The organism is Herbaspirillum sp. C7C2 (genome assembly GCF_022627865.1).
Classification (GTDB): domain Bacteria; phylum Pseudomonadota; class Gammaproteobacteria; order Burkholderiales; family Burkholderiaceae_D; genus Herbaspirillum; species Herbaspirillum frisingense.
Map to the genome: position 1 here is coordinate 37366 of NZ_JABXGI010000026.1, position 14809 is coordinate 52174.

The 14809-nt window shown below is 57.5% G+C and carries 29 protein-coding genes; all 29 read right to left on the reverse strand.

Going from position 1 to position 14809, the window contains the following annotated elements; translation table 11 throughout:
* Positions 1 to 139: 139 nt before the first annotated feature.
* Positions 140 to 1117 carry a DNA-directed RNA polymerase subunit alpha gene (locus HWE04_RS21925; RefSeq protein WP_006464909.1) on the reverse strand — a complete coding sequence of 326 codons (978 nt, stop codon included), beginning with the start codon at positions 1115 to 1117 and terminating at the stop codon, positions 140 to 142.
* Between the two features lie 106 nt (positions 1118 to 1223).
* On the reverse strand, positions 1224 to 1847 hold the full coding sequence (gene rpsD, locus HWE04_RS21930; RefSeq protein WP_006464910.1) for a 30S ribosomal protein S4: 624 nt from the start codon (positions 1845 to 1847) through the stop codon (positions 1224 to 1226).
* Positions 1848 to 2007: 160 nt separating this feature from the next.
* Positions 2008 to 2412, reverse strand: coding sequence for a 30S ribosomal protein S11 (gene rpsK, locus HWE04_RS21935; protein ID WP_006464911.1), 405 nt, complete (start codon positions 2410 to 2412; stop codon positions 2008 to 2010).
* A gap of 42 nt (positions 2413 to 2454) precedes the next feature.
* Positions 2455 to 2820 (reverse strand): 30S ribosomal protein S13, encoded by a 366-nt coding sequence (gene rpsM, locus HWE04_RS21940; RefSeq protein WP_006464912.1) that lies wholly within the window; start codon positions 2818 to 2820, stop codon positions 2455 to 2457.
* A gap of 28 nt (positions 2821 to 2848) precedes the next feature.
* The gene (gene rpmJ / locus HWE04_RS21945; RefSeq protein ID WP_006464913.1) at positions 2849 to 2962 is read right to left on the reverse strand and encodes a 50S ribosomal protein L36; all 114 of its coding nucleotides are present in this window, start codon (positions 2960 to 2962) and stop codon (positions 2849 to 2851) included.
* A 30-nt stretch (positions 2963 to 2992) separates the two neighbouring features.
* Complete coding sequence (gene infA / locus HWE04_RS21950; RefSeq protein WP_005663428.1) at positions 2993 to 3211, reverse strand: translation initiation factor IF-1; 219 nt, start codon at positions 3209 to 3211, stop codon at positions 2993 to 2995.
* 33 nt (positions 3212 to 3244) lie between these two features.
* Positions 3245 to 4576: a preprotein translocase subunit SecY gene (gene secY / locus HWE04_RS21955; protein ID WP_006464914.1), complete on the reverse strand. Its 1332-nt coding sequence runs from the start codon at positions 4574 to 4576 to the stop codon at positions 3245 to 3247.
* Between the two features lie 19 nt (positions 4577 to 4595).
* Entirely contained in the window at positions 4596 to 5030 is a 435-nt protein-coding gene (gene rplO, locus HWE04_RS21960; RefSeq protein WP_006464915.1) for a 50S ribosomal protein L15, read from the reverse strand.
* Positions 5031 to 5056: 26 nt separating this feature from the next.
* Complete coding sequence (gene rpmD, locus HWE04_RS21965; RefSeq protein WP_006464916.1) at positions 5057 to 5236, reverse strand: 50S ribosomal protein L30; 180 nt, start codon at positions 5234 to 5236, stop codon at positions 5057 to 5059.
* A 10-nt stretch (positions 5237 to 5246) separates the two neighbouring features.
* Positions 5247 to 5765: a 30S ribosomal protein S5 gene (rpsE, locus tag HWE04_RS21970; protein WP_006464917.1), complete on the reverse strand. Its 519-nt coding sequence runs from the start codon at positions 5763 to 5765 to the stop codon at positions 5247 to 5249.
* Positions 5766 to 5777: 12 nt separating this feature from the next.
* Positions 5778 to 6140, reverse strand: a complete 363-nt coding sequence (gene rplR, locus HWE04_RS21975; protein WP_006464918.1) for a 50S ribosomal protein L18 — start codon at positions 6138 to 6140, stop codon at positions 5778 to 5780.
* A 12-nt stretch (positions 6141 to 6152) separates the two neighbouring features.
* Positions 6153 to 6686 carry a 50S ribosomal protein L6 gene (gene rplF, locus HWE04_RS21980; RefSeq protein ID WP_006464919.1) on the reverse strand — a complete coding sequence of 178 codons (534 nt, stop codon included), beginning with the start codon at positions 6684 to 6686 and terminating at the stop codon, positions 6153 to 6155.
* 10 nt (positions 6687 to 6696) lie between these two features.
* Positions 6697 to 7092: a 30S ribosomal protein S8 gene (gene rpsH / locus HWE04_RS21985; protein WP_006464920.1), complete on the reverse strand. Its 396-nt coding sequence runs from the start codon at positions 7090 to 7092 to the stop codon at positions 6697 to 6699.
* A 14-nt stretch (positions 7093 to 7106) separates the two neighbouring features.
* Complete coding sequence (rpsN, locus tag HWE04_RS21990) at positions 7107 to 7412, reverse strand: 30S ribosomal protein S14 (protein ID WP_006464921.1); 306 nt, start codon at positions 7410 to 7412, stop codon at positions 7107 to 7109.
* A 7-nt stretch (positions 7413 to 7419) separates the two neighbouring features.
* The gene (gene rplE / locus HWE04_RS21995) at positions 7420 to 7959 is read right to left on the reverse strand and encodes a 50S ribosomal protein L5 (RefSeq protein ID WP_006464922.1); all 540 of its coding nucleotides are present in this window, start codon (positions 7957 to 7959) and stop codon (positions 7420 to 7422) included.
* A 5-nt stretch (positions 7960 to 7964) separates the two neighbouring features.
* Positions 7965 to 8279: a 50S ribosomal protein L24 gene (gene rplX, locus HWE04_RS22000; RefSeq protein WP_006464923.1), complete on the reverse strand. Its 315-nt coding sequence runs from the start codon at positions 8277 to 8279 to the stop codon at positions 7965 to 7967.
* Between the two features lie 9 nt (positions 8280 to 8288).
* Positions 8289 to 8657, reverse strand: a complete 369-nt coding sequence (gene rplN, locus HWE04_RS22005) for a 50S ribosomal protein L14 (RefSeq protein WP_006464924.1) — start codon at positions 8655 to 8657, stop codon at positions 8289 to 8291.
* Positions 8658 to 8853: 196 nt separating this feature from the next.
* Positions 8854 to 9126 (reverse strand): 30S ribosomal protein S17, encoded by a 273-nt coding sequence (gene rpsQ / locus HWE04_RS22010; protein WP_006464925.1) that lies wholly within the window; start codon positions 9124 to 9126, stop codon positions 8854 to 8856.
* A complete protein-coding gene (gene rpmC, locus HWE04_RS22015; RefSeq protein ID WP_006464926.1) occupies positions 9123 to 9317 on the reverse strand; it encodes a 50S ribosomal protein L29 in 195 nt (64 codons plus the stop codon). Before rpmC ends, rpsQ begins: the two co-directional genes overlap by 4 nt.
* A 13-nt stretch (positions 9318 to 9330) precedes the next feature.
* Entirely contained in the window at positions 9331 to 9750 is a 420-nt protein-coding gene (gene rplP / locus HWE04_RS22020; protein WP_006464927.1) for a 50S ribosomal protein L16, read from the reverse strand.
* A gap of 2 nt (positions 9751 to 9752) precedes the next feature.
* Positions 9753 to 10571, reverse strand: coding sequence for a 30S ribosomal protein S3 (rpsC, locus tag HWE04_RS22025; RefSeq protein ID WP_006464928.1), 819 nt, complete (start codon positions 10569 to 10571; stop codon positions 9753 to 9755).
* Positions 10572 to 10580: 9 nt separating this feature from the next.
* Positions 10581 to 10913, reverse strand: coding sequence for a 50S ribosomal protein L22 (gene rplV, locus HWE04_RS22030; RefSeq protein ID WP_008334132.1), 333 nt, complete (start codon positions 10911 to 10913; stop codon positions 10581 to 10583).
* A gap of 6 nt (positions 10914 to 10919) precedes the next feature.
* Entirely contained in the window at positions 10920 to 11195 is a 276-nt protein-coding gene (gene rpsS / locus HWE04_RS22035) for a 30S ribosomal protein S19 (RefSeq protein WP_006464930.1), read from the reverse strand.
* Positions 11196 to 11205: 10 nt separating this feature from the next.
* Complete coding sequence (rplB, locus tag HWE04_RS22040; RefSeq protein WP_006464931.1) at positions 11206 to 12033, reverse strand: 50S ribosomal protein L2; 828 nt, start codon at positions 12031 to 12033, stop codon at positions 11206 to 11208.
* The gene (rplW, locus tag HWE04_RS22045) at positions 12033 to 12350 is read right to left on the reverse strand and encodes a 50S ribosomal protein L23 (RefSeq protein ID WP_006464932.1); all 318 of its coding nucleotides are present in this window, start codon (positions 12348 to 12350) and stop codon (positions 12033 to 12035) included. The genes rplB and rplW overlap by 1 nt, the downstream gene beginning before the upstream one ends.
* The gene (rplD, locus tag HWE04_RS22050; protein ID WP_006464933.1) at positions 12347 to 12967 is read right to left on the reverse strand and encodes a 50S ribosomal protein L4; all 621 of its coding nucleotides are present in this window, start codon (positions 12965 to 12967) and stop codon (positions 12347 to 12349) included. The genes rplW and rplD overlap by 4 nt, the downstream gene beginning before the upstream one ends.
* Positions 12968 to 12970: 3 nt before the next feature.
* On the reverse strand, positions 12971 to 13627 hold the full coding sequence (rplC, locus tag HWE04_RS22055) for a 50S ribosomal protein L3 (protein WP_006464934.1): 657 nt from the start codon (positions 13625 to 13627) through the stop codon (positions 12971 to 12973).
* Between the two features lie 172 nt (positions 13628 to 13799).
* Positions 13800 to 14117: a 30S ribosomal protein S10 gene (gene rpsJ, locus HWE04_RS22060; RefSeq protein ID WP_006464935.1), complete on the reverse strand. Its 318-nt coding sequence runs from the start codon at positions 14115 to 14117 to the stop codon at positions 13800 to 13802.
* A gap of 95 nt (positions 14118 to 14212) precedes the next feature.
* On the reverse strand, positions 14213 to 14809 hold a 597-nt coding region (locus HWE04_RS22065), incomplete at its 5' end, for an EF-Tu C-terminal domain-related protein (protein ID WP_241813702.1).

Consider the following 14809-nt stretch of genomic DNA (forward strand, 5'->3'; position numbering starts at 1 on the left):
AGGCCAGCTTCGCTGTCCGGACCGCGGACCGGTAAATGACGGATAAAAGTATTGCTACGGGTACGACGGGTGCGACAGATACAGCGTCTTGCCAGCCTGGCTGGCGGGATGGTGCTCCACGCCAGCCAGGCAGCAGGAATTACTTCTCCAGACCGGCCGGCGGCCAGTTTTCCAGCTTCATGCCCAGGGTCAGGCCACGCGAAGCCAGGACTTCCTTGATTTCGTTCAACGACTTGCGACCCAGGTTCGGGGTCTTCAGCAGTTCGTTTTCGCTGCGCTGGATCAGATCGCCGATGTAGTAGATGTTCTCGGCCTTCAGGCAGTTTGCGGAACGAACGGTCAGTTCCAGGTCGTCCACCGGACGCAGCAGGATAGGATCGACCTGCGGTGCGCGCGACGGTGCTTCTGCAGTCGCTTCGGTGCCTTCCAGGGCAGCGAACACGTTCAGTTGATCAACCAGCACGCGAGCCGATTGGCGGATCGCTTCTTCCGGAGTGATGACGCCGTTGGTCTCGATGTTCATGACCAGCTTGTCCAGGTCGGTACGCTGTTCCACACGTGCGGATTCCACAGCGTAGGACACGCGACGCACCGGCGAGAAGGACGCGTCCAGGATGATGCGACCGATGGTCTTGTTGGTGTCTTCGGACAGGCGACGCACGTTGCCCGGCACGTAGCCACGGCCCTTTTCGACCTTGATCTGCATGTCCAGCTTGCCGCCACCGGTCAGGTTGGCGATGACGTGATCCGGGTTGATCAGTTCGACGTCGTGCGGCAGATCGATATCGGAAGCCAGGACGGCGCCTTCGCCTTCCTTCTTCAGGGTCAGGGTGACTTCGTCACGGTTGTGCAGCTTGAAGACCACGCCCTTCAGGTTCAGCAGGATGTCCACGACGTCTTCCTGCACGCCGTCCAGCGAGGAGTACTCGTGCACGACACCGGCGATGGTGACTTCGGTGGGAGCGTAACCGCTCATGGTCGACAGCAGCACGCGACGCAGCGCGTTGCCCAGGGTGTGACCATAACCGCGCTCGAACGGCTCCATCACGACCTTGGCGTGACCGGGAGCCAGTGTTTCCACTTCGATGATGCGGGGCTTCAACAAACTGTTTTGCATGAATTGTCCTTTTCAATACCCTCGGCTCGTTACACCGATAAGGCTGATGGCAGTTCGGAAAAATGCCCACCATGAGGTGGGCACAGAGGTACAGCGGTACGGCGGATTAACGCGAGTACAGTTCGACGATCAGCGATTCGTTGACGTCGGCAGCGATTTCGCTACGGTCCGGAGCGGACTTGAAGGTGCCTTCCAGCTTCTTCGAATCCACGGAAACCCACTGCGGGAAACCGTTCGATTCGGCCAGCGACAGGGCTTCGGCGATACGCACTTGCTTCTTGGCCTTTTCGCGGATGGCGACGACGTCACCAGCCTTAACCGAGTAGGAAGCGATGTTCACGACTTGACCGTTCACGGTCAGGGCCTTGTGGGACACCAGCTGACGCGCTTCAGCGCGGGTCGAGCCGAAGCCCATGCGGTAGACGACGTTGTCCAGGCGCGATTCCAGCAGCTTCAGCAGGGTTTCGCCGGTGTTGCCCTTGCGGCGGTCGGCTTCAGCGAAGTAGCGGCGGAACTGACGCTCGAGGACGCCGTACATGCGCTTGACCTTCTGCTTTTCACGCAGCTGGTTGCCGTAATCGGAAGTGCGGGCGCCGGAGGTGCGGCCGTGTTGACCTGGCTTGGAATCCAGCTTGCACTTGGAATCCAGCGAGCGGCGTGCGCTCTTCAGGAACAGGTCGGTGCCTTCGCGGCGGGAGAGTTTTGCTTTGGGTCCGATATAACGTGCCACGGTATTTCCTTTATCAATGACGTCCCAGACTGCCGGACGCTAGTCTGACCTGCATGCGGTCAGACAGTGGTCTTAAGAACAAAACCCGCCAAGGCGATTGGCGGGTGATTTCCAGCGCTTTCACCTGAAGCCAGGCGAAAGCGCAAGATTATACTACAACTTAGATGCGACGGCGCTTCGGCGGACGGCAACCGTTGTGCGGGACCGGGGTCACGTCCTGGATCTGGGTGATCTTGATACCCAGGTTGTTCAGAGCGCGCACTGCGGATTCACGGCCCGGGCCAGGGCCCTTGATACGCACTTCCAGGTTCTTGATGCCGCATTCGATCGCGACCTTGCCGGCGCTTTCAGCGGCGACCTGGGCGGCGAACGGAGTCGACTTGCGCGAACCCTTGAAGCCAGCACCACCCGAGGTCGCCCACGACAGGGCATTGCCCTGACGGTCGGTGATCGTGATGATGGTGTTGTTGAACGAAGCGTGAACGTGCGCGATGCCTTCAGCAACGTTCTTCTTAACTTTCTTACGAACACGCGATGCTGCTGCGTTGTTGGGGGACTTTGCCATAATTTCTTCCTTGAATCCGACCAGTGCTTGCGCCTGCCGGGATTATTTCTTCAGCGATTGAGCGGCCTTGCGCGGACCCTTGCGAGTACGGGCGTTGGTGCGGGTGCGTTGACCACGAACCGGCAGGCCACGACGGTGACGCAGACCGCGGTAGCAACCCAGGTCCATCAAACGCTTGATGTTCATGGACAACTCACGGCGCAGATCGCCTTCCACGACGAACTTGGCGATTTCGTCACGCAGCTTTTCCAGCTCGTTATCGTCCAGGTCCTTGACCTTCTTGTTGGTCGGAACGCCGGTAGCAGCGCAAATGTCTTGTGCGCGCGGACGGCCAATACCATAGATGGCGGTCAGGCCGATTACGGTGTGCTGATGGTTGGGGATGTTGACCCCTGCAATACGTGCCATTCGTTATTCCTCGATCAATAACGTTAAGTTAACCCTGGCGCTGCTTGTGACGGGGTTCGGTGCAGATCACACGAACGACGCCATTGCGCTTGATGATTTTGCAGTTGCGGCAGATCCGCTTGACTGATGCGAGCACTTTCATTGTGGCCCTCTTTCTTTCAATGTTTCACTGTTACTTGGTTCGGAACACGATACGTGCCCGGCTCAAATCGTAAGGCGTCAGTTCCACCGTTACCTTATCGCCAGGCAGGATACGGATGTAATTCATGCGCATCTTGCCGGAAATATGGCCGAGTACAACGTGACCGTTTTCCAACTTAACCCTGAATGTCGCGTTGGGCAGATTTTCAAGAATCTCGCCCTGCATCTGAATAACGTCGTCTTTTGCCATTCCGTGTCTTCTTCCTCTGGGGCATGAGGCCGCTTATCGCGGTGTCATGCCACCCTTGAAATTAGCTTTGCGGAGCAACGATTCATACTGCTGAGACATCACATAGTTCTGCACTTGGGCCATGAAATCCATCGTCACGACCACAATGATCAGCAGCGATGTGCCACCGAAATAGAACGGCACCTTCCAGCGTGCGATCAGGAACTCTGGCAACAGGCACACCAGAGTGATGTACACGGCGCCGGCCAGGGTCAGGCGCATCAGGATCTTGTCGATATAACGCGCCGTCTGATCACCCGGACGGATCCCCGGAACAAACGCACCACTCTTCTTCAGGTTGTCTGCCGTTTCCTTGCTGTTGAACACCAGTGCGGTGTAGAAGAAGCAGAAGAAGACGATAGCCACCGCATACAGCAAGGCATGGATCGGTTCGCCTGGTGCCATCGATGCCGCCAGATCCTTCAGAAAACGAATGAAGGGATTTGACGAATCACCCGATGTGAACCAGCTGGTGATCGTGGCCGGGAACAGGATGATCGACGATGCAAAGATCGGCGGGATCACGCCAGCCATGTTCAGCTTCAGCGGCAGGTGGCTGCTTTGACCACCGTAGATCTTGTTGCCGACCTGACGCTTCGCATAGTTCACCAGGATCTTGCGCTGACCACGTTCGATGAAGACCACCAGGAACGTCACCAGAGCCACGATCACGCAGATCAGGATCGCCGACAGGGCATTCATCGAACCGGTACGAACCAGCTCGAACAAGCCGCCCAGAGCATTCGGCAGGCCTGCTGCAATACCCGCGAAGATGATGATCGAGATGCCATTGCCCAGACCCCGTTCGGTGATCTGTTCGCCCAGCCACATCAGGAACATCGTGCCGGTGATGAGCGTCACCACCGTGGTCATACGGAAGGCCAGACCCGGATCCAGCACCAGGCCGGCTTGCGATTCCAGCGCCACCGCAATGCCCAGCGCCTGGAAGGTCGCCAGCACCAGGGTGCCGTAACGGGTGTACTGCGTGATCTTGCGACGACCGGCCTCACCCTCTTTCTTCAATGCTTCCAGCTGCGGCGAAACCACCGACAGCAGCTGCATGATGATCGATGCCGAGATATACGGCATGATCCCCAGTGCGAAGATCGTAAAGCGCGACAGGGCACCACCGGAGAACATGTTGAACATGCCCAGAATGCCGCCCTGATTCTGCTTGAACAGCTGCGCCAACTGCGTCGGATCAATACCCGGAACCGGGATATGTGCACCGATGCGATAAACGATCAACGCTCCCAGCAGGAACCACAAACGCCCCCAGGGGAAGCCTTTTGCGGCACCTTTCGCTAATTGAGGAGTAGTTGCCAATTAATGCTCCGGGACCGGATCACTCAGCGATGGAACCACCGGCTGCTTCGATAGCGGCCTTGGCACCAGCAGTTGCGATCAGACCCTTGACGGTTACCTTCTTGGTCAGTTCGCCAGCCTTGATGATACGCACGACACGAGCCAGTTCCGACACCAGGCCGGCTTGCTTCAGTGCCAGCACGTCGATCTCGGCGACGGGCAGCTTTTCCAGGTCGGACAGGCGAACTTCAGCCTTGTAAGGCGTAGCCAGCGACTTGAAACCGCGCTTGGGCAGACGGCGTTGCAGGGGCATCTGGCCGCCTTCGAAGCCGACCTTGTGGAAACCGCCCGAACGCGACTTCTGACCCTTGTGACCACGACCGGCAGTCTTGCCCAGGCCAGAGCCGATACCACGACCGACGCGACGCTTAGCGTGCTTCGCGCCTTCTGCGGGTTGGATAGTGTTTAATTGCATGATTCGCTCCGTTCGCAAGCTGACGCTTACGACACCACTTTCACAAGATAGGACACTTTGTTGATCATGCCACGCACCGACGGGGTGTCTTCCAGTTCGGACACCGAGTTGACGCGACGCAGACCCAGACCGCGCACGGTTGCGCGGTGGTCCTGACGAGTACCGATCAGACCCTTGACCAGCTTGACTTTGATTGTGTTAGCCATCTCGATCACCTTAGCCCAGGATTTCTTCGACCGACTTGCCGCGCTTGGCAGCAATTTCAGCCGGAGTGTTCATCTTCGACAGACCGTCCAGGGTGGCACGGACCATGTTGTAGGGGTTGGTCGAACCGGTCGACTTGGCCACCACGTTGGTCACGCCCATCACCTCGAAGATCGCGCGCATCGGACCACCGGCGATGACGCCAGTACCGTCCTTGGCCGGCGAGATCATCACCGACGAAGCGCCGTGCTTGCCGATGACGGTGTGCTGCACGGTACCGTTCTTCAGGGTGACCTTGATCAGCTTGCGACGTGCTTCTTCCATTGCCTTCTGCACGGCGACGGGCACTTCCTTGGACTTGCCCTTGCCCATGCCGATGCGGCCATCGCCGTCACCAACCACTGCCAGCGCTGCGAAACCCATGATGCGGCCACCCTTCACCACCTTGGTGACGCGGTTGACTGCGATCATCTTTTCGCGCATGCCGTCATCAGGCTTGTCGCTTTGCGTTTTCGATTGCATTTTTGCCATGATCGATAATCCTTAGAACTTCAGGCCGGCTTCACGCGCAGCCTCAGCCAGCGCCTTGACGCGACCGTGATAACGGAAACCGGAGCGGTCGAATGCGACTTCAGTCACACCGGCCTTCAGAGCCTTCTCTGCAACGCGCTTGCCGATCAGGGCGGCAGCAGCGGCGTTGCCACCCTTGCCGGATTGACCAGCCAGCTCGGCGCGGACTTCTGCTTCCAGGGTGGAAGCGGAGGCCAGCACGTTGGCGTCGGGGCCGATGACGCTGGCGTAGATGTGCGTGTTGGTACGGTGCACAGCCAGACGATTCACCTTCAGTTCTGCGATCTTGGCGCGAGTCTGAGTCGCACGGCGCAGGCGAGATTGTTTCTTGTCCATCGTCAACCCCTATTACTTCTTCTTGGTTTCTTTGAGCGTCACCACTTCGTCAGCGTAGCGCACACCCTTGCCCTTATAGGGTTCGGGTTCGCGGTACGCGCGAATTTCAGCGGCGACCTGGCCAACCACCTGGCGATCGATACCCTTGATCAGGATTTCGGTCTGGGTCGGGGTCTCAACCTTGATGCCAGCAGGCATCTGGTGAACGATGGGGTGCGAGAAGCCCAGCGACAGGTTCAGCTTGTCGCCTTGTGCTTGTGCACGGAAACCCACGCCGACCAGGTTCAGCTTCTTTTCGAAGCCCTTGGTGACGCCGTTGACCATGTTGTTGACCAGAGCACGCAGGGTGCCCGACATCGCGTTGGCTTCGCGGCTGTCATCAGCCACTTCGAAGCTCAGCGAGCCATTGTTGTTGACCACCTTGACCTTCTTGGTCAGCGGTTGGGTCAAGGAGCCCAGCGGGCCCTTGACGGTGATTTGCTCTGCAGTGATGGTCGCTTCCGCGCCACTCGGCAGTGCAACAGGCATTTTACCTACACGAGACATCTTGCACTCCTTAGGCCACGTAGCAAATCACTTCGCCACCGACACCGGTTGCGCGTGCTTTGCGATCAGTCATCACGCCGCGCGGGGTGGACACAATCGCCACACCCAGGCCATTCATGACGTTCGGAATATCATCCTTGCCCTTGTAGATGCGCAGACCAGGACGGGACACGCGCTCCAGGCGCTCGATGACCGGACGGCCAGCGTAATACTTCAAACCGATTTTCAATTCAGCCTTGCCATCTGCGGCAACCACGGCGAAATCTTCGATATAACCCTCGTCCTTGAGGACGTTGGCAATGGCAACCTTCACCTTGGAAGACGGCATGACGACGGTGGTCTTGTTCACGCCTTGTGCATTGCGGATACGGGTCAGCATATCGGCGATAGGATCGCTCATACTCATTGCTTCTTCTCCTATTACCAGCTAGCTTTGGTCAAACCCGGGATTTCGCCGCGCATGGCGATTTCACGGACCTTGATACGGCCCAATCCGAACTTGCGGAAAGTACCACGGGGACGGCCAGTCAGCGCGCAACGGTTACGTTGGCGGGTCGGAGCCGAGTTACGGGGCAGCGCCTGCAGCTTCAGACGTGCTTCGTAACGCTCTTCATCCGACTTCGATTGGTCGTCGATAATAGCCTTCAACTCGGCGCGCTTGGCAGCATACTTCTTCACCATTTCTGCGCGCTTCTGTTCACGGTTAATCAGTGCCAGTTTTGCCATGGCATCCTCAGTTTCTGAACGGGAATTTAAATGCGGCGAGAAGCGCCTTCGCTTCGTCGTCGGTCTTTGCAGTCGTGGTGATGCTGATGTTCATGCCACGCAGTGCATCGATCTTGTCGTACTCGATTTCGGGGAAGATGATCTGCTCTTTCACACCGATGTTGTAGTTGCCACGACCGTCGAACGCACGACCCGACACACCACGGAAGTCACGCACGCGCGGCAGGGCCACGGTGATCAGACGATCCAGGAATTCGTACATGCGGGCGCCACGCAGGGTCACCATGCAACCGATCGGATAGCCTTCGCGGATCTTGAAACCTGCGATAGCCTTGCGAGCCTTGGTCACCACCGGCTTCTGGCCAGCGATCTTGGTCAGATCGCCAACGGCGTGCTCGATGATCTTCTTGTCCGCAACTGCTTCCGACAGACCCATGTTCAGGGTGATCTTCAGGATGCGCGGAACTTCCATCACCGACTTGTACGAATACTTCGTAGTCAGATCGGCGACGACCTTATCTTTATAAAACTGTTGAAGACGTGCCATGATGTTTAAACCTTAACGACTTCGCCGTTGGACTTGTAAGCGCGGACCTTCTTGCCGTCCACTTCCTTGTAAGCCACACGATCTGCCTTGCCGGTCGCCGCGTTGAACAACGCGACGTTCGACACATGAATTGGCATCAGCTTATCGACGATGCCGCCAGTTGCACCAGTCATCGGATTGGGACGGGTCGCCTTCTTTGCGACATTCACGCCTTCCACGACGACATAATCGGCGCTGACGCGAGCAGTCACGACACCGCGCTTGCCCTTGTCTTTGCCGGTCAACACGATGACTTCATCGTTTTTACGAATCTTTGCCATGACCACTCCTTACAGAACTTCAGGTGCCAGGGAGACGATCTTCATGAAGCGCTCTGTACGCAGCTCACGAGTCACCGGCCCAAAGATACGGGTGCCGATGGGCTCGAGCTTGGCGTTCAGCAGGACGGCAGCATTACCATCGAACTTGACCAGCGAACCATCCTGACGACGCACGCCCTTGGCGGTGCGAACGACGACAGCGTTATAAATTTCACCCTTCTTGACGCGACCACGCGGTGCTGCGCTCTTGACAGTAACCTTGATCACATCGCCAATGCCCGCATAGCGGCGCTTGGAACCACCCAAGACCTTGATGCACAGAACTTCGCGCGCACCAGTGTTGTCGGCCACTTCGAGCCGGCTTTCAGTTTGAATCATGATATTTTCTTTCCCAACTTAATCCGCTTCGCACGATGCGCTGGCGGTCAGTCTTGGTCCTGTTAGCAAGCGAACTCGCTAGTTAGGGGACGAATAGAGCTACTCTTGAGCCTCTCTTTGCAGGCTTATGCTTACAAAGAAAGAGCTCGATATTATGGCAGCATAATATCGAGCACGCAAGTACTACATTTACTACTTAGACGATTTGTGCTTCCTGCACCACACGGGTCACAGTCCACGACTTCGTCTTGGAGATCGGACGGCTTTCGGTGATTTCCACCACATCGCCGGCCTTCGCCGAGTTTTGCTCATCATGCGCATGGTACTTCTTGGTGCGCTTGATGATCTTGCCGTACAGCGGGTGCTTCATTTGACGCTCGATTTCGACAGTGACGGTCTTGTCCATCTTGTCCGACACAACTTTGCCAATCAGCGTGCGCTTGAGCGCTTGTTTCACTTGATCGTTCATTGTTGGCCATCCTTCGAGTTGATCACAGTTTTCACACGTGCGATGTCGCGACGTACCTTCTTCAGCTGTGCGGTATTGTTCAGTTGCTGGGTCGCAATTTGCATGCGCAGGCTGAACTGGGCCTTCAACAGCTCGCCCAGTTCCTTTTCCAGCCCTGCCTTGTCCTTACCGCGGAGTTCCGATGCTTTCATGTTCCGCTCCTAATTATTGACCGACTTGGCGAACAACGAAAGTCGTCGCAAGCGGCAATTTGGCAGCAGCCAAACGGAACGCCTCGCGAGCCAGGGTTTCGTCCACACCGTCCATCTCGTACAGTACCTTACCCGGCTGGATTTCAGCCACGTAGTACTCCGGATTGCCCTTACCGTTACCCATACGCACTTCAGCAGGCTTCTGGGAGATTGGCTTGTCCGGGAAAACGCGGATCCAGATACGACCACCGCGCTTGATGTGACGGGTCATCGCGCGACGAGCAGCTTCGATCTGACGAGCAGTAATACGGCCGCGGCCAACTGCCTTCAGACCAAAATCGCCGAACGAGACGGCGGTTCCGCGGGTGTGCGAAATGCCGGTGTTACGACCTTTTTGTTCTTTACGATATTTTCTACGTGCTGGTTGCAGCATGATTATTCTCCTGCTTTCTCAGCCGACACACCGGCATCGGCAGCTTGAGGACGACCACCGCCACGCTTTGCACCGGCGCCAGGAGCACCAGTCTTGGAGCGGGGACGTGCACCCGGCTTGCCGTCGTCACGACGGGGACCACGACGCTTCTTGTCGTCTTCCGGTTCACCGACCAGCACCGGCGCTTCGCCGTTTGCCAGGCGATCGCCCTTGTAGACCCACACCTTCACACCGATGATGCCGTAGGTGGTTTCAGCTTCGCCGAAGCCATAGTCGATATCGGCGCGCAGGGTGTGCAGGGGCACACGGCCTTCACGGTACCATTCGGTACGTGCGATTTCGATGCCGTTCAGACGACCCGACGACATGATCTTGATGCCTTGGGCGCCCAGACGCATGGCGTTCTGCATCGCACGCTTCATGGCGCGGCGGAACATGATGCGCTTTTCCAGCTGCTGACAGATCGAGTCAGCGATCAGCTGAGCATCGGCTTCCGGCTTGCGGATTTCTTCGATGTTGACGTGCACGGGCACGCCCATCAGCTTGGCCAGTGCCGACTTCAGCACTTCGATGTCTTCACCCTTCTTGCCAATCACAACGCCCGGACGGGAGCTGTAAATGGTGATGCGGGCATTCTTGGCCGGACGCTCGATGACCACACGGCCGACCGAGGCGTTCTTCAGCTTCTTCTTCAGGTAAGCACGGACCTTCAGGTCCTCGTTGAGCATGTCGGCAAAGTTGTTGTTGCCTGCATACCAACGCGAGCCCCAGTTACGTGTAACCGCCAGACGGAAACCGGTTGGATGAATCTTCTGTCCCATCGTGACTCCTTAGTTTCCGACGGTCACGTAGATGTGACACGACTGCTTGGAAATACGATCACCACGGCCCTTTGCACGCGCTGTGAAGCGCTTCAGGACCGCACCCTTTTCCACATAAATGGTCTTGACTTTCAGCTCGTCAATGTCGGCACCATCGTTGTGCTCGGCGTTCGCGATTGCGGACTCCAGAACCTTCTTGATGATGACCGCGCCCTTCTTGGGGCTGAAGGCCAAGATATTCAGTGCCTGATCAACTTTTTTACCGCGGATCAGGTCTGCAACCAGGCGGCCTTTCTGGGCCGACAGGTGCACACCGCGCAGAGTAGCTTTAGTTTCCATCATAGGACCTTATTTCTTAGCCTTCTTATCGGCAGCGTGACCCTTGAAAGTACGGGTCAGCGCGAATTCGCCGAGCTTGTGACCAACCATGTTTTCCGACACATAGACAGGCACGTGTGCCTTGCCGTTGTGCACGGCGATGGTCAGACCGATGAAGTCGGGCATGATGGTCGAACGACGCGACCAGGTCTTGATCGGCTTCTTGTCCTTGGTAGCCTGGGCAGCCTCAACCTTTTTCACCAGGTGGGCGTCGCAGAAAGGACCTTTTTTCAATGAACGTGTCATGTTTTATCCTTTATTTCTTGCCGCGACGCGAGACAATCATCGAAGTCGTACGCTTGTTGCTACGAGTCTTCTTGCCCTTGGTCTGCTGGCCCCACGGCGAAACCGGGTGACGGCCAGCGGCGGTCTTGCCTTCACCACCACCGTGCGGGTGATCCACCGGGTTCATGACAACGCCACGAACGGTCGGACGCACACCGCGCCAACGGGTTGCACCAGCCTTACCGATCTTGCGCAGGTTGTGCTCGCCGTTACCGACTTCGCCGATGGTGGCGCGGCATTCGATGTGAACGCGACGCACTTCACCGGAGCGCAGGCGAACCTGAGCGTAGGTACCTTCGCGTGCCATCAGCACGACAGCGGCACCGGCGGTACGGGCGATTTGAGCACCCTTGCCCGGCAGCATTTCCACGCAGTGGATGGTGGTACCGACTGGGATGTTGCGGATCGGCAGGGTGTTGCCCGACTTGATCGGAGCTTCAGAACCGCTGATCAGCTGATCACCAACCGACACGCCCTTGGGAGCGATGATGTACTTGCGCTCGCCGTCCGCGTAGCACAGCAGTGCGATGTGCGCGGTACGGTTCGGGTCGTATTCGATACGCTCGACCTTGGCAGGAATGCCATCCTTGTTGCGACGGAAGTCGACAACACGGTAGTGCTGCTTGTGACCACCGCCGATGTGGCGGGTGGTGATGTGACCGTTGTTGTTACGGCCGGCGGTCTTGGACTTCTTTTCGACCAGCGATGCCAGCGGACGGCCCTTGTACAGGTCGGGATTGACGACCTTGACCATGCCGCGCCGACCGGGCGAGGTCGGCTTCACTTTTACGAGTGCCATTATTTAGCCTCCTCGGTGAAGTTGATTTCTTGACCCGGCTTCAGGCTGACGAAAGCGCGGCGGGTGTGGTTGCGGCGACCCATACCGTTGCGCGAGCGCTTCTGCTTGCCCTGACGGTTGGCGACTTGCACCGATTCCACTTCCACCTTGAACAGCAGTTCGACGGCGGCCTTGACTTCCAGCTTGGTAGCATCCTTGGCGACCAGGAAGACGACTTGCTCGTTCTTCTCGGCGACGAAAGTTGCCTTTTCGGAGATCACCGGTGCCAGCAGCACCTTCATCAGGCGCTCTTCGCTATGTTTCACGATTGCGTTCATGCCAGCAACTCCTCAATCTTTGCCAGAGCCGGCTTGGTGATCAAGACATTCTTGAAGTACACCAGCGACACGGGATCAGCTTGACGCGGCTCGACCACCAGCACGCCCGGCAGATTGCGCGAGGCCAGCAGCAGCTTTTCGTCCAGGCTGTCGGTAATAACCAGCACCGATTCCATGCCCATGCCCTTCAGCTTTTGGGCCAGCAGCTTGGTCTTCGGGGCTTCGACGGCGAATTCTTCCACGACCGACAGGCGGCCTTCACGTGCCAACTGGGACAGGATCGAGCAGACACCTGCGCGATACATCTTCTTGTTGACCTTGTGGGTGAAGTTTTCGTCAGGCGAGTTCGGGAAGATACGACCACCACCGCGCCACAGAGGCGACGAGGACATACCGGCACGTGCACGGCCAGTACCCTTTTGACGCCACGGCTTCTTGGTGGTGTGGCTGACTTCTTCACGATCCTTTTGCTTGCGATTGCCGCTACGAGCGTTAGCTTGGTAGGCAACCACGACCTGGTGGATCAGGGCTTCGTTGTAGTCACGACCGAAAATGGTATCCGGCGCAGCGACGTTCGAAGCAGCTTGACCTTGGTCATTCAGGAGCTTCAGTTCCATTGATTAAGCCCCCTTCTTCGCTTTGACTTTGACTGCCGGCGAAACGATCACTTGACCGTTCTTGGCGCCGGGAACGGCACCCTTCACCAACAGCAATTGACGCTCTGCGTCCACACGGGCGATTTCCAGGTTCTGGACGGTGGTCTTGACATCACCCAGATGACCGGTCATGCGCTTGCCGGGGAACACGCGGCCCGGATCCTGCGCCATACCGATGGAGCCAGGAACGTTGTGCGAGCGGGAGTTACCGTGGGTCGCGCGACCCGATGCGAAGTTGTAACGCTTGATGGTACCGGCGTAGCCCTTACCGATCGACACGCCTTGCACGTCGACTTTCTGGCCAGCTTCAAACATGCCGATGCCAACGACGTCGCCTGCCTTCAGTTCGGCAGCCTTGGAAGCGTCAACACGGAATTCTTTGAGGACAGTACCTGCCTCGACGCCAGCTTTGGCGAAGTGGCCGGCGGCGGCTTTCACCACGCGCGAAGCGCGGCGTTGACCGAAGGTCACCTGAACAGCGGAATAACCATCCACTTCAGGCGTTTTGATTTGTGTCACGCGGTTGTTGGACACGTCCAGCACGGTCACAGGGATCGAATCCCCATCTTCCGTGAAGATGCGCATCATACCAACCTTGCGACCAACAAGGCCCAGGCTCATTGTTTTCTCCATTCCCGCCTGCGATTGGGCGGGGCTGATGTTCGTACTACCATAAATTGCAGGCTTTGCGGACGCAAAACCCACATCGAAGCCGAGTATTATAGCCCCTAAAAGAAAAGCGCACAACCGAGGTTGTGCGCTTTTCCAACACTACACCTGCTGATGACTGCAATTACTGCAGCTTGATTTCGACATCAACGCCAGCGGGCAGGTCCAGCTTCATCAATGCGTCAACCGTCTTGTCGGTCGGATCGACGATATCCATCAGGCGCTGATGGGTACGGATTTCGAACTGATCGCGGGAAGTCTTGTTGACGTGCGGCGAACGCAGGACGTCGAAGCGCTGGATGCGGGTCGGCAGGGGAACCGGGCCCTTGACGACAGCGCCGGTACGCTTTGCGGTGTCAACGATTTCCAGAGCGGACTGGTCGATCAGACGATAGTCGAAAGCTTTCAGACGGATACGGATTTTTTGGCTAGGAACCGACATGATTTTCCTTTAAAGAACGAACCGGGGATGGGGATCATCCCCGGCGATGTTAAAAATGCGACTAGTGTTGCTTTGCTGCTACTGCGATTCGACGATTAGTCGAAGATCTTGGCGACGACGCCGGCGCCGACGGTACGACCGCCTTCACGGATGGCGAAACGCAGACCTTCTTCCATGGCGATCGGGTTGATCAGTTGCACGGTGATCGACACGTTGTCGCCCGGCATGACCATTTCCTTGTCCTTCGGCAGTTCGATCGCACCGGTCACGTCAGTGGTACGGAAGTAGAACTGCGGGCGGTAGTTGTTGAAGAACGGGGTGTGACGGCCGCCTTCATCCTTCGACAGAACATAGATCTCGCCGGTGAAGTGCTTGTGCGGCTTGATCGAACCCGGCTTGGCCAGAACCTGGCCGCGCTGCACGTCTTCACGCTTGGTACCACGCAGCAGAACGCCAACGTTGTCACCAGCTTGACCTTGGTCCAGCAGCTTGCGGAACATTTCCACGCCGGTGCAAGTGGTCTTCTGGGTGTCGGCGATACCGACGATTTCGATTTCCTCGCCGACCTTGATGATGCCGCGCTCAACGCGACCAGTCACCACAGTGCCACGGCCAGAGATCGAGAACACGTCTTCCACCGGCATCAGGAAGGTACCGTCAACAGCACGTTCCGGGGTCGGGATGTAGGTGTC